This is a genomic window from Synechococcus sp. R55.4 (assembly GCF_047461935.1).
GTDB lineage: Bacteria > Cyanobacteriota > Cyanobacteriia > Thermostichales > Thermostichaceae > Thermostichus.
The window spans coordinates 1-12,918 of the sequence record NZ_JANSIF010000074.1 but is presented as its reverse complement, the minus strand read 5'-3'; the positions used below and the strand labels follow the sequence as shown (position 1 = coordinate 12,918).

General features: G+C 59.1%; 10 protein-coding genes and 1 pseudogene. 8 read left to right on the top strand and 3 right to left on the bottom strand.

The window, feature by feature from the left end; genetic code table 11:
* On the bottom strand, positions 1-773 hold a 773-nt coding region (locus NW842_RS13375; RefSeq protein WP_414417529.1), incomplete at its 3' end, for a photosystem II q(b) protein.
* Positions 774-871: 98 nt separating this feature from the next.
* Here NW842_RS13375 and tsaB point away from each other — a divergent pair.
* From tsaB to NW842_RS13350, 5 genes are all read left to right on the top strand, one after another.
* A complete protein-coding gene (gene tsaB, locus NW842_RS13370) occupies positions 872-1,579 on the top strand; it encodes a tRNA (adenosine(37)-N6)-threonylcarbamoyltransferase complex dimerization subunit type 1 TsaB (protein WP_414418230.1) in 708 nt (235 codons plus the stop codon).
* Positions 1,580-1,615: 36 nt separating this feature from the next.
* Positions 1,616-2,173 carry an elongation factor P gene (efp, locus tag NW842_RS13365; RefSeq protein WP_414335241.1) on the top strand — a complete coding sequence of 186 codons (558 nt, stop codon included), beginning with the start codon at positions 1,616-1,618 and terminating at the stop codon, positions 2,171-2,173.
* Positions 2,174-2,243: 70 nt separating this feature from the next.
* A complete protein-coding gene (gene accB / locus NW842_RS13360) occupies positions 2,244-2,720 on the top strand; it encodes an acetyl-CoA carboxylase biotin carboxyl carrier protein (RefSeq protein WP_414357898.1) in 477 nt (158 codons plus the stop codon).
* Between the two features lie 451 nt (positions 2,721-3,171).
* The gene (locus tag NW842_RS13355) at positions 3,172-5,520 is read left to right on the top strand and encodes a hypothetical protein (protein ID WP_414373881.1); all 2,349 of its coding nucleotides are present in this window, start codon (positions 3,172-3,174) and stop codon (positions 5,518-5,520) included.
* Positions 5,521-5,775: 255 nt separating this feature from the next.
* On the top strand, positions 5,776-6,903 hold the full coding sequence (locus NW842_RS13350) for a DNA polymerase III subunit delta' (protein ID WP_414418229.1): 1,128 nt from the start codon (positions 5,776-5,778) through the stop codon (positions 6,901-6,903).
* Here NW842_RS13350 and NW842_RS13345 read toward each other — a convergent pair.
* Both NW842_RS13345 and NW842_RS13340 read right to left on the bottom strand, forming a co-directional pair.
* Positions 6,887-8,206 (bottom strand): ATP phosphoribosyltransferase regulatory subunit, encoded by a 1,320-nt coding sequence (locus NW842_RS13345; protein ID WP_414418228.1) that lies wholly within the window; start codon positions 8,204-8,206, stop codon positions 6,887-6,889. The genes NW842_RS13350 and NW842_RS13345 overlap by 17 nt on opposite strands.
* 441 nt (positions 8,207-8,647) lie before the next feature.
* Complete coding sequence (locus NW842_RS13340) at positions 8,648-9,709, bottom strand: isochorismatase (RefSeq protein ID WP_414418227.1); 1,062 nt, start codon at positions 9,707-9,709, stop codon at positions 8,648-8,650.
* A 318-nt stretch (positions 9,710-10,027) separates the two neighbouring features.
* Here NW842_RS13340 and NW842_RS13335 point away from each other — a divergent pair, with 318 nt between their 5' ends.
* From NW842_RS13335 to NW842_RS13325, 3 genes and pseudogenes are all read left to right on the top strand, one after another.
* A complete protein-coding gene (locus NW842_RS13335; RefSeq protein WP_414373876.1) occupies positions 10,028-11,410 on the top strand; it encodes a nicotinate phosphoribosyltransferase in 1,383 nt (460 codons plus the stop codon).
* Between the two features lie 73 nt (positions 11,411-11,483).
* Positions 11,484-12,050, top strand: a pseudogene (locus NW842_RS13330) (IS607 family transposase); the annotation flags it as partial.
* A gap of 734 nt (positions 12,051-12,784) precedes the next feature.
* On the top strand, positions 12,785-12,918 hold a 134-nt coding region (locus tag NW842_RS13325), incomplete at its 3' end, for a transposase (RefSeq protein ID WP_414373953.1).

Sequence of the window (12,918 nt, the reverse complement as noted above, 5' to 3'; positions counted from 1 at the left end):
AACCGGCCAAAATACCCGTGCGCCGCCACAATGTTGTAGGTCTCTTCCTCTTGCCCAAACTTGTACCCCAGGTTCTGAGACTCCTCTTCCGAGGTCTCCCGAATCAGGGTGGAGGTCACCAGCGACCCGTGCATGGCGCTAAACAGCGCACCCCCAAACACGCCAGCCACGCCCAGCTGGTGGAACGGGTGCATCAGGATGTTGTGCTCTGCCTGGAACACCAGCATGAAGTTGAAGGTCCCCGAAATCCCCAGGGGCATCCCATCCGAGAACGACCCCTGCCCAATCGGGTAAATCAAAAACACTGCTGTGGCCGCTGCCACCGGCGCAGAGTAAGCCACCGCAATCCAGGGCCGCATCCCCAAACGGTAGCTCAGCTCCCATTCGCGTCCCATGTAGCAGAACACCCCAATCAAAAAGTGCAGCACAATCAGCTGGTACGGACCGCCGTTGTACAGCCACTCGTCCAGTGAGGCGGCTTCCCAAATCGGGTAAAAGTGCAGGCCAATGGCTGCCGAAGAGGGCACTACAGCCCCAGAAATGATGTTGTTCCCGTACAGCAAGGAACCGGAAACGGGCTCGCGGATGCCGTCAATGTCCACTGGCGGAGCCCCAATGAAGGCGATGATAAAGCAGGTGGTGGCAGTCAGGAGGGTGGGAATCATCAGCACCCCAAACCAGCCGATGTAGAGGCGGTTATCGGTGGAGGTGACCCACTCGCAGAACTGCTCCCACACGTTGCTGGTTGAGCGACGTTGGATAACAGTAGTCATGAGGACAAACTTCCCTAAGGAAGCGCGAAGATTGACAACCTAAACTTAAAACATCCGTTAAGTTTCGTCAACCACCTTTTTTGATCCTGAGAGAGGCCATGTCGCTTGTCCGCTGGATTTTAGGGATCCACACCACCACGCCCGTTTTGGGCCTGGCCCTGCTGCCGTTGGAGCCAGGGTTGGGAGAAACCCGCAGTCAGAGCTGGTGGCTGGATCGGGAGATGGCAGCGCAGTTGCACCCCTGCTTGAAAGTCTTCTTGGCCGGTCAGGCTTGGTCACAGGTAGCCGGGATCGCTGTGGCTTTGGGGCCGGGCAGCTTTACGGGCAGCCGTTTGGGGGTGAGTGTAGCCCGCCTGCTGGGCCAGCAACTGCGCATCCCCGTGTTCGGCTACTCGGCTTTGGCCGTCCTAGCCCGCCATGTGTGGATCTGGCAGGGATCCCCGGCACAGCCCTTGACGGTGGCGGTGCAGATGGACGCCAAACGAGAAGAGTGGTATGGCGGCGTGTATCGGGTGACAGAAGAGGGTGTCGCTGCAGAAGTGGCCGATCGGCTCTGGGAGGAAGAGGCTTGGCAGGCAACTCTCCGACAGTGGCCGCAAGCTCTATCCGTGAATGCCGCCGATTTTGTGGATCCTGCACCTGTGGTGGCGTTGGCAGAATTGGCCCGCGCCGATTTTCGGGCCGGATTGCGCCCTCAGTGGCAGGAGGTGCTGCCCCTCTACGGTCGCCAGCCCCCGATTGATCTCAGAGGGCTGAATCGGACTCCGCCTCCCCAGCGCGAACGGAGTGCCCCATCGTCACGGTAAGATTGGGAAGTCTAAGCAACGGATCCCTCTGCTGACATGATCTCAAGCAACGATTTGCGCCCTGGCGTCTCTGTAGAAATTGACGGAGCTCCCTACAAGGTGATCGAGTTCCTGCATGTGAAACCCGGCAAGGGGGCAGCCTTTGTGCGCACTAAGCTCAAAAACATGCAGACTGGCAACGTTGTGGAGAAAACCTTCCGCGCCGGTGAAACCCTGCCCGCAGCCACCATCGAAAAAGTCGAGATGCAGTATCTCTACGCGGAAGGGGACAACTTGGTGTTTATGGACATGGAGACCTATGAGCAGGCTCCAATTACCGCCGCCCAAATTGGCTCCGCCGTGAAATATCTGAAAGAAAACATGCAAGTGTCAATCCTGCGCTGGAATGGGCAGGTGATCGATGTGGAATTGCCCAACACGGTCGTTCTAGAAGTGGTGGAAACAGATCCAGGGGTGAAGGGAGATACCGCAACCGGGGGAACCAAGCCGGCCAAGCTGGAGACCGGTGCCGAGATCCAGGTGCCTTTGTTCATCAAGGTGGGGGAACGGATTCGGGTCGATACCCGCACCGACACCTATCTGGGCCGGGAGTAAGTTCTCCTTCTCCTTATCCGGTTATGGATTTCCGTTGTGGACAGGTGATGCATCAGGAGTGAACTTTCCCTTGGATGTCGTCAATTGGCAGGAAATTCGGCTTCTTCTGGCCGCTCTGCAAGAGAGCGATGTTACCGAGCTAACTCTGGAGTTCAAAGATTTTCGCCTCACCTTGCGCAAAGGGATCCCGGCTGAGCTTTCCCCCACCCCCACCAGTCCGGCTGCTGTCTCCCCCGCACCTCCCCCTCCCGCTCCTGTAGAAGCACCCTCTCCTCCCGCTGCCCCTAAATCCACCCCCAGCCATTGGATAGACGTGACGGCGCCGATGGTGGGCACCTTCTACAGTGCCCCGGCTCCAGGTGAACCTGACTTTGTGCGGGTCGGCCAACGGGTGAACAAGGGCCAAACCCTGTGCATCATCGAAGCCATGAAGCTGATGAACGAAATCGAGGCTGAAACGGCAGGTGTGGTGACCGAGATTTTGGTGAGCAATGGGCAATCGGTGGAGTTTGGGCAGGTGTTGATGCGGTTGGATCCCACGGGTTAGTGGGCAAGGGAGAAGCCGGATTTTGGCGACCCAATTTCCTTTGCCTTGCCGGTGCAGCGCTCCCGAGAGGGGCCAGGTGAGCTTGACTTCTCTCTCAAGCAGGAAGAAAGTGAGTTGGCTTTAGAGCCAACATTGATGTCTGTCAGTTATGTCCACAATTATGGCCATTCCGATTATGGCCATTTCAATTCATCAATTCAAATCATCAATTCAAACTAGGACACTGCGCCCACGCCTAAAACGTCGGTCGCGTTGTCGCGTCAGCGTTGCGGAGCCATAATGCCCCCGGCCAAAGGCTTTTCTCAACAGCCCAGGCATCTCACCCTAACCTGAAACGACCACAATGCCAATACGGCAATGTGGCGTTGTCATCTCTTTATGCTCTATCCTGTGGAGCAATAGGCTAGAGTACAGCAACAACAAATATAGTCCTGAGCTGGGAACCTTTCTGATGCCTCCGCGCTCCTCTTCCTCCCAGAGCGGTTCTACCCCATTCCCCTTTCTGGAAGGGAAGGGTGCTGCTGCCGACTGGGCTGAGTCGAGCTTACCGCTGGGACAGCGTTTGCTGCGGGCGGGTCTGATCTCCCAATCCCAGTTGGCTCAGGCTCTGCGAGAGCAACAGCAAAACCACCTCAAGTTGGGAGAAGTGTGTCTCGAGCGCGGCTGGCTCACTCTGGCTGATCTCTACCGCTTCCTGCCCAGCCAGTCCCTTTCTCTAGGAGAGATTTTGGTGGCGCTGGGCCATTTGGATTTCGAGCAATTGCGGGTTGCTCTGGCTCAACAGCGTCGCTATGGGCGGAAATTGGGGGAAATCCTCACCTGGAAAGGTTGGGTACAGCCCGCCATTTTGGATCGCGCCTTGGATGTCCAGGTGCAACTGCAGCGGATGGCTTCCCCCAATGCGTGGGAGGCGCTGCAGCCTTTTTTGGCCAGGGATCCCAAACCCGAGGTTCAGCTTACCCCCCAAAGAGCGGCAACTCCTGGCCGAGAAGCTCTGGCCCAGGATTTGGCTGTACCCGAAGAGGCCAAGATCCCTTGCGAGGGAACAATTCAGCCATCGAGTCTCGAATCCGCAGTTGGGGGAGATCCCATCCCTGGAACATTGGCTGCGGCGGCCTCGGATCCCTTTGCCGATGAGCCTCAACCGGCCACCTTGGCCGACTACCGCAAGCAAGTGGAAGCCTTGCAGCTACAAATCGAGCTCCAGGAACAGGAATGGGATCGGATCCTGGCCAACATGAACCAGCAGATTGCCGATTTTCAAAACCAGTATCAGCAGCGCATTCAAAAACTGGAAGCCACCATTCGTCTCCAGCAGGCGGAGCTCCAGCACCAGGCTACGCTGCAGCAGGATTTGCGGGTTTGGCGGGAACAACTGCAACGTCTAGAAACGGAGCTGGCCCTTGCCCGCGCTGCCGAGCAGAAGGCGCAGCGGCAGTTGCAAACCCAGCGAGATTGCTATCAGTCGGAACTGGAGCAGTTGCAAGAGCAAATCCAGATTCTGCAGAAACGCCAGTTGGACTCGGTGCCCAGCAGCGTTGTGGCTGACCTACGCGCCCAATTGGAGGCAGCGCTTCATCAAATCCAGCAGCTCCGATCGGAGCGGGATCAGTTGCAGGCCCAACTTGCCCAGCAAGCTGCAGAGTCAGAGGCTGCTCTATCCCGGCATCTGGATTCCTTCTGGCCAGAGCAGGTTGCCGCCTTGGAGCAACAGATTGCGGAGCTGAGGGCCGCTTTGCAGATGTGGCAAGAGCGCTACGCTCAGTTACAGCAAGAGCACGAGGCCCAAATGGCGCGGCTTTCCGGCTATGTTCCCCCAGAGCAGGTGGAAAGCTTACAGGTGCAGCTACAACAACTGCAAGCGGAAATGGCGCGGCTGATGGCAGCCAACCGTGACTACGAAGCGCACATTGCCCAACTGGAGGAGCAACTACAGCAGAGCCAAGCCCTGATCCTTCAGCTCAGGACAGAACAGGCCGAAGCCGACCAGCGCATTGTCCAACTGGAGGGATCCCTGCAAGCCCGCCAAGAAGCCTTGGAGCAAGCTCAACAACAACTGAAAACCACGGGATCCCGCCTCAGCGCCCTTCAACAGCAGCAGGCCAACTTGACGGTGGAACTGCGAGACGCGCGAGAGCTGCTGGCGGCCTATCGGCAGAGCCTGGAGTCCCTGCAAGAGAATCTCAAGATTGAGCAGAATCGCAACCGTCTGCTGCAGGTGAGTTACGAACAGCAAAAGCTGATCGCCGAGGCAGCGCAGGCTCAGTTGAGAGCAGCCAACTTCTCTGGCTCAACCGCCAAAGATGGGCCAGCACGCTTGCGTGAGCGAAACGCAGTCCTTACGGGGAGACCGGAGGAACCCGAGACCGACGCCGACACTCCTGAGGATACGCCGACGGATCCCTTGTTGGCAGAACTCACCCCATGGGCCAGGCATCTGTTCCAAAACTTACAGGCGGCGGGCCTGCTGGATCGGCCCCAGATCCAAGACATCCTCAGCCGCTGGCAACAGTCGGGGGGCAAGCTGACCGCGGTCATCGGCGAGTGTACCGGCCTGAAGGCAACCACGATCAAGTTCTTTGCGGATGGGGGGTATTCTGCCCGTTTGTCGGGGTGCCGCACGGTGGGAGAGTTCCTCAAGGCTGCCGACTTGTTGGCTGCTGAAGTGCTGGAGTCCTTGCCACCGATGGATGAATCTTCGCCCCACTGGGGGGATCCCTTGGTGGAGCGGGGGTTATTGCGACCGGAGACGCTGCAGTATTTTCGCAAACATTTTCTGCCAGCTTCTGCCAACGGTTGACCAAAAAAACTGGGTTTAGCGCTCCGCCCTTGAGGGCGGCTTTGTGTTATGGTGCCGGTTGAACTCCGCCAACTTGAATAGGGCGCAGTGTCAGCAGGGAAAGTATCTGGGAGTTCATCCCAGTGGTTGGGGTCATGGCATCCCTCATCATTGGCAAGGGCGGTGTAGCCCAGGAAGTAGGAATCATCCTGCGACCTAGAAGGAATTCTTGCCCTTTAGGGCAGGAAGAAGGTCAACTCGTCCTCTCCTGCTGAGATGATGCAACGACTCTGTCCGAGTAGCGCGAATGGAGTTGCAGCCGCCGAGACCGCTGACCGGGTGAAGGTCTTGCCTCCGCAGCACATTGTCGGACAGGAGATGGCGGCACGGCTGCTCGTGGCGGCCCTGGAGAAGGGGCGGGTGACTTCCAGCTACTGCTTCTTGGGCCCCCAAGGGGTGGGGCGGAAGCTGATGGCCCGTTGGTTTGCCCAGGCCCTCTTGTGCGAATCCAGCTCCGGGATCCCTTGCGGCAAGTGCTCCCACTGCCATTGGCTGCTGGCGGGCAACCATCCCAATCTCCACTGGGTCAGCCCCACCTACCTGCACCAAGGCCGCCTGATCGCGGCAGACTCCCCGGAGGCGCAAACCTTGCAACGGCGCTCGCCGCCCCAAATTCGCCTGGAGCAGGTGCAGGGGGTATCCCGCTTCTGTGCCCGCAAGCCGATTCGAGCCCAGCGAAAGGGCTCCGCCCCGCTAAAGGACTCCGTCCCGCTTACGCGAAAGGACTCCGTCCCGCTTACGCGATCGGGAGCGGTGGTGGTGCTGGAGGGAGCCGAAACCTTGGCGGAAAGCGCTGCCAATGCTTTGTTGAAAACCCTGGAGGAGCCAGGCCCAGCCCATATTATACTCATCGCCCCCCAGGCGGCCTCGCTGTTGCCGACGCTGTTGTCCCGCTGCCAGATGGTGCCTTTTCGCCGCCTCAGCCCAGAAGAGGTCGACCGGGTGCTGAGTGGGTTGGGTTGCCCAGATCTGGCAGGGATCCCTCGATCCGAGCTGATTGCCTTGGCCCAGGGCAGCCCCGGCTTGGCCTTGCTGGCCCACCAGCACCTGCAGCAGATCCCGCCGTCGCTCCTTGAGGAACTCAAACGTTGGCCCTGGCACTCTTCTCTCCAGCAGGCATTGGAATTGGGCAGAGCGGTGGCCAGTTTGGAGCTGCCGGCACAACTGTGGCTGATCGATTATTTGCAGCAGCATTTTTGGGCGCAGGGATCCCGTCAGCCGTTTGCGCCAGGGGTGCAGAGCGCCATCCGGCAGTTGGAACGCATTCGCCAACACCTGTTGCAACTGGTGCAGCCCCGTCTCTGTTGGGAGGTCAACCTTGCCAGCATTAGCCCGGGTGGGTGATGTGGTAGCTGCCGTCGGCTTGTACCCAGGCGATCTCCGGGATCCGACATTGGCGGGCATAGGCTTCGATCTCTTCAGGGGCCCGATCCAGCAATTCCAGCTCCACCGCCTCCGTTCGCGTCAGCGGTGCGGTTGAGCACTCTTCTCGCCAGCGGGCGGCCAAGGCCAGCGCCGCCGGGATCCCTGCCGGCACCAGGGGCACCACCAACCGTTTGCAGCCCATCTCCTCGGTTTGGGGATCGGGGGGCAAGAGCCGCAGCAGCGTATCCGGCAGAAGGGTAAAGCCGATCCCCGGCTGTTCGACCTGCTGAGGGCTGTAGAGAGCATGCAGCCGGTCGTAGCGTCCCCCCAGAGCAATGATCTCCCCGCCTGCCACCGCCTGAAAAACGATACCGGTGTAGTAGGCCAGGGTTTGCAACAAGCTCAGATCCAGCACCACCCGCACCCCGTGTTCCTCCAGCACCTGGCAGAGCTGCCGCAGATCCCGCAGCCGCTCAGGCGGCACAGGCAACTGAGCCAGGTCAGAAAGAACTGAGCCGGGCTGGCCCCGCAGCCCCAGAATCTGCAAGCCAATTTGGCGGGCGGCTTCCGGCAGAGGGGCCGATTCCAGGTAAACGTAGTCGAGCTGGGCAATGGCACGGCGTACTGCCGCTTGGGCCGTGGGGGCAACGGCGCTGAGCAAACTCTCGGTGAGGCTGACATCTCCCAGCAGCAGCGTCCAGGCGGCCTCCGTCCCGTTTACACAAGAAGAGATGCCGATCGAGCGAATGCAATCGGCCAGCAGCAGCAGAATCTCGGCATCTGCCAGCCATCCCCCTGCCCCGATCAGCTCCACTCCGGACTGAAAAAACTCCTGGCTACTGTAGGATCCCTCCTCCCGCCGGCTGTTGCGAAAAACGCTGCCGTGGTAGTAGAGCCGCAACGGCAAAGGCCCACCGGCTAGACGGGTGGCTGCCGCCCGCACAATGGAAGCAGTGAACTCGGGGCGCAGCCCCAGCATCGTCCCTTCGCCATCCCGCAGTTGCAGCACCGACTCAGCGCGGATGGATCCCCCCGCCAGCAGCGTTTCCAGCCGCTCTAGGGTGGGAGTGATGATGCGCTGGTAGCCATGGCGCCGGAAAACCCGGGTCAGCTGAGCCTCCAGCTTCTCCCGCCGTTGTACTTCCCGCGGCAGGAGATCCCGGGCACCGCTGGGGGGGCGCAGACTGCTGGAGACGGTGGAACTGGCCTCAGGGCGGGGATCCCAAAAGTGCTCCGCACCGCTACCGCGAGAGTGCTCCGCACCGCTACCGCGACCGTACACAGGGCAACTCCGACAGGCTGTCCTGCCGCATCCTACCACTTGGAAGGGAGATCGACCGGGATCTTTGGGCTTCCCTCTAGTCCTCGATTTACCGGGCTATCGGTTAGCTTGCAGCACAATGCTCAACCTCGCTGACGAACCTTCCGACAGACGTTGTTGGTCTGGGCGATAGCAGCTTGACGTGGATTGGCCAAACCGGTGAGCTGGCTGGCACATTTTTTGTAGGCATTTCGCCTAGGCTAAAGTTTGCTCCACCTTCAGCCTGTGTGCTCTTTCAGAGCGAGGAGCAACTACCTGCAGCTTGCGGGGAAGTCGCGCCTGTGGAGATCCCTTTGGCGGGGTGGTAGAGGTGAGCTCTACCACTGGCCATGGGTCGTGGAAGCAAAAAGAAAGCATCAACCTGCGCGAAAGTCCGCTTTTGCTCGGTGTTGTATAAGTCTTTCAGAGCGGAAACTCAGGCCACTCCCAGATGGGATCCGTGGAGCGCACTCGGTGCATTCCTGCTTCCGCAAAGCGGGCGAAGGCGGCCTCCGCCTGTTCGCTGAAATCCACAACGCCGGGAATCACCACCGGCGAGGTGCAGTCCTCCAGAAGGTAGACTTTCTTGGCCAAGCTGGGATCCGTGGCCTGGATCTCTTGCAGCAGGTCACTCACCGTCCAGGCCACGCAGTGGCTTTTGGCTTGGCCAGCCACGATCAGCGCATCAAACTGCAGCAGGTGGCGGATGAGGAGCTCATTTTTCTCGTCGATGGGATCCCCTTCCGGCCCAGTCAAAACCTCCGGGCTAAGCACGGAATAATTTTCCGTCAAGGGATTGGCTCCCTTGAGCTGCAGGCTGGGCTGGCTGCAGCGGGCCATGCTGTGAAAGAAAATCGCCTCCTCCACCGCTGGCACCAGGGCATGGCCAATCCCCCCCAGCATGGAGTGGTAGGGCCAGACGATGAGGGGATATTTTCCCCCCTGCTCCAACTGCTCGGCGTAATGCAGAGCGTAGACCTGCAACCGGGTTAGATCCCCTTGGGTCAGGCTGGCGGCTACAGCCGGGTTCACCCGCCACCGCCCGCAGCGGATATCGGCTGCCGAAATGGCCGTGGCCGGCTCAGGATGGGCTCCCTGCGCGTCCACCCAAAAGACGGGGTGGAAGATCTGCATGGCCGTGTGGGTGTCGAGAGTGGCAATGATCTGGGTGAGGCAGGCCAAATTGCGGTAGATGAACTGACAAAGCCGTCGATTGTCTTCCACCGCTCCCAATCCGCCGGAACCGGCCACAAACAACTCAAAGCCGGGAATGCAAAAGGTGTTCTGCACATCAATGAGCAGCAAGCCCACCCGCACCCGATCCGCCTCTGCCGGCGGGATCCCTTGCTCCTTGGCCCAGCGCTCGGCTTCTGCTGCCCGCTGTTGGTAGGGCACGCGCCAAATCTCTCCCACCCGCTCCGGATCAAAGTGGGGGGGAAGGCCCGCTGGAGCCGCAACCGTTAGCTCCTGTAGAGTGGCATTCATGGCGTTCTCCCGGTGGGGGCTGGATTGACCAGGCTTGCACAAGCTTGATCTAAGGTTAAAGGAAGTCGGGCTGGTACTTATGGTTGGTTTCACTATAAGTTGGGGAAGAGGTTTTGTCCAGATGGCCGCCTGTGTTCTCGGCTAAGTTTGGATTTGGCGTCTTGTTGAGACCGATTTTTCGAGCTTTTCGGGGGTTGCGGTGCTTCTGGTGGATCCCGGACAGGCAGGCTTACTTATGGTAAGTTTCACTATAACCTTGGCGACAGCTCTCTGCTCGATCCCATCGCTCCCCATCGGCTTCTGCCTTGAGGTTTTTTCATGTTGAGCCCTGATTTCTCGTCGTTGCAGCCCCAAGACTATGGCTTGCTAACCGATCTGTACCAGTTCACCATGGCCGCTTGCTATGTGGGGGAAGGGCTAGAGGCTCAGCCCGCTGCCTTTGAGCTGTTCGTGCGGCGGCTGCCCACCGACTATGGCTATCTGATTGCCATGGGGCTCACCCAGGCGGTGGAATACCTGCAGCAGCTCAGCTTCGCCCCCGAGGCTTTGCGAGCACTGCGGGAAACGGGCATTTTCGCCGATGCGCCGGAGCGCTTTTGGGATCTGCTGGCCCGCTGCCGGTTTGAGGGGGATATGTGGGCGGTTCCGGAAGGAACGGCCATTTTCGCCAACCAGCCCCTATTGCGGGTGGAAGCCCCCCTCTGGCAAGCCCAACTGGTGGAGACCTATCTGCTGTCCACCTTTAACTACCAGACCCTGATTGCCACCAAGGCGGCCCGTATGCGCGATGCAGCAGGGGATGAGGCCATCTTGCTGGAGTTCGGCACCCGGCGAGCTTTTGGGCCCCAGGCGGGGCTGTGGGCAGCCCGGGCGGCTCTGGCGGCAGGGTTCAATGCCACCTCCAACGTCTTGGCAGCCCTGAAATTGGGGCGCAAGCCGGCAGGAACCATGGCCCATTCCCTGGTGATGGCCATTGCCGCTCTTTCGGGAGATGAGACCCGCGCTTTTCAGTCCTTTCGGCGCTACTTTCCCCAGGCTGCGCTGCTGATCGATACCTACGACCCCATCCAAGGGGCGCGCACGGCAGCCCAGCTTTTTGCAGCCGGAAGCCCGGATCAACTGGGATCCCGCGGGGAAATCGGCGGGGTGCGCATCGACTCAGGAGATTTGGAAGATCTCTCTCGCCGGGTGAAACAAATTTTGCCTCAAGGCGCCCCGGTGTTCGTCAGTGGGGATTTGGACGAATACGAGATCGAGCGCCTGCATCGCTCCCAAGCCCCCATCAGCGGTTATGGGGTGGGCACCCGCCTGGTAACTGGAGAAGGCGTAAACGGGGTGTACAAATTGGTGGAAATCAATGGGATCCCAGTGGCCAAAGCTTCCTTTGCCAAAGCCACCCTTCCCGGTCGCAAGCAGATCTTTCGCGGCCCTGAAGGAGACTTGTTGGGCCATGCTGACGAGCCCCCGCCTCCTGGCTACGAACCGCTCTTGCGCAAAGTTATGGAAAAAGGGCTGCTGCTGGATCCCTTGCCGGATTTGGAAGCCATTGCCCGCACCAGCCGCGCTTCTGTGCTGCGCCTGCCCCAGGGGGTGCGACAACTGCGCCAGCCGGATCCCTGGCCCACAGCCCTGACTGCCGCTTTGCAGCGGTTGAAAGACCACACCCTCGGTCAGGACTGTGCCTCGGCGGGCACTGCCTGAGGAGCGGATTCTAATCCAAGCAACATTGAACCATGCTGAACATAGTATTCAGCATGGCGCGATATGTAAATCCCAAAGAAGTTGCTCGTCGGCAGTACGAACACCTTCAGGACGAGCAAGGCGATATGACCTCGATAGCTACATCAAGTTACCCGGAAAGCAGAAGCACATTGTTCTCTACGCCAGAGTTATCAGCCGAGCGCAAAAACCCGACTTGGAGCGACAGATTGCTCGATTGGTTAGCCTCCATTCTGGAGCCGAAGGGGTCGGAGACATTGGCGGCGGTCTCCACTTCCAAAGACCACGGTTCCTTGCCCTACTGGAACGAATCGGTGCAGGAGATGTCGGCACACTTGTGGTCGCCTATAAAGACCGCCTCTGCCGCTTTGGATTTGAGCTTGTTGCCTGGTACTGCCGTCAACACGGGTTCGAGAAAGAGCTCCGCTCCGCTGACGCAAACGTGGTTCTCAATCACCAAGACCACTCTCCCCAACAGGAATGGGTTGAGGATATTCTTGCCATTTTGCACGGCTTCAGTCATCGGCTCAGCGGACTCAGGAAGTACCGATCGCGTAAGCGTGACGTAGTCATAACCGCAATCCAGGAAGATCAGGATTTATCCCGAACCCGCTCTGGCTAAGGTGTGGAAACACTGGCAAGCAGCGTGCCGGTATTGCTACAACCAAGCGATTGCCCATCAGTGCCAGCACGGTGCCCCAAAAACGGCCAGAAAGCTGCGGGACATCATCCTGCACTCCGACCTGCCCCGGTGGGTGAAGGACGCCCCCTGCCACATCAAGCAGAACGCGGTCATCGAGGCGTGGTTGGCGTTTCGCCGGAGCAAAGACGCGAAGTTTCGCAGTGTGCGGGACAGGTCGCATACGCTGCAATTCAACGCCGGCAACTTTCGCAATGGGACGTGGTATCCGAAACTCACCCGAGGTTTGGCGTTTCGTGCATCCGAGGAGATGCCCAGAGAATGGGCACATGGAACTGAGCTAGTGCGGGTGAAAGACAGGTGGTATGCCATCTTCCCTGAACCTGTGAACGAGCAGTGCTCGTTGGCAACGGGAATCATAGCGCTTGACCCTGGGGTGAGAACTTTCCTCACCGGGTTTGATGGGGAAGGTTTTGTGGATATTGCCAAAGGCGACTTTGGCCGGATAACACGGCTGTGCCACTACCTGGATGAGTTGCAATCGAGGCTGAGCCAGGCACTGAGGCAAAAGCGTAGGCGAATGCGGCAAGCAGCGTTTCGCTTGCGTCAAAAAATCAGGAACTTAGGTCGTGTTGATCTTATGTTAAGATAGAGAGAATAATTTATGGTGGAAAGAGGATGAAGTTAGTTTTTTAGATGAAAACAAACGGCAGAAGATATTGGCTTTTTTACGGACAGAAGAGAGAGTTAACATTGGGAAAGAAGCAAACTGTAAACAGTTTATTGAAGCAGTTCTTTGGATAGCCCGTTCCGGTGCTCCTTGGCGCTACCTCCCAGAAGGATATGGCAA

Bases quoted from the DNA above. Each gene is read 5' to 3' on its own strand.
- tsaB (WP_414418230.1), top strand. From the start codon at position 872: ATGTCGCTTGTCCGCTGGATTTTAGGGATCCACACCACCACGCCCGTT.
- efp (WP_414335241.1), top strand. From the start codon at position 1,616: ATGATCTCAAGCAACGATTTGCGCCCTGGCGTCTCTGTAGAAATTGAC.
- NW842_RS13355 (WP_414373881.1), top strand. From the start codon at position 3,172: ATGCCTCCGCGCTCCTCTTCCTCCCAGAGCGGTTCTACCCCATTCCCC.
- NW842_RS13350 (WP_414418229.1), top strand. From the start codon at position 5,776: ATGATGCAACGACTCTGTCCGAGTAGCGCGAATGGAGTTGCAGCCGCC.
- NW842_RS13340 (WP_414418227.1), bottom strand. From the start codon at position 9,709: ATGAATGCCACTCTACAGGAGCTAACGGTTGCGGCTCCAGCGGGCCTT.
- NW842_RS13335 (WP_414373876.1), top strand. From the start codon at position 10,028: ATGTTGAGCCCTGATTTCTCGTCGTTGCAGCCCCAAGACTATGGCTTG.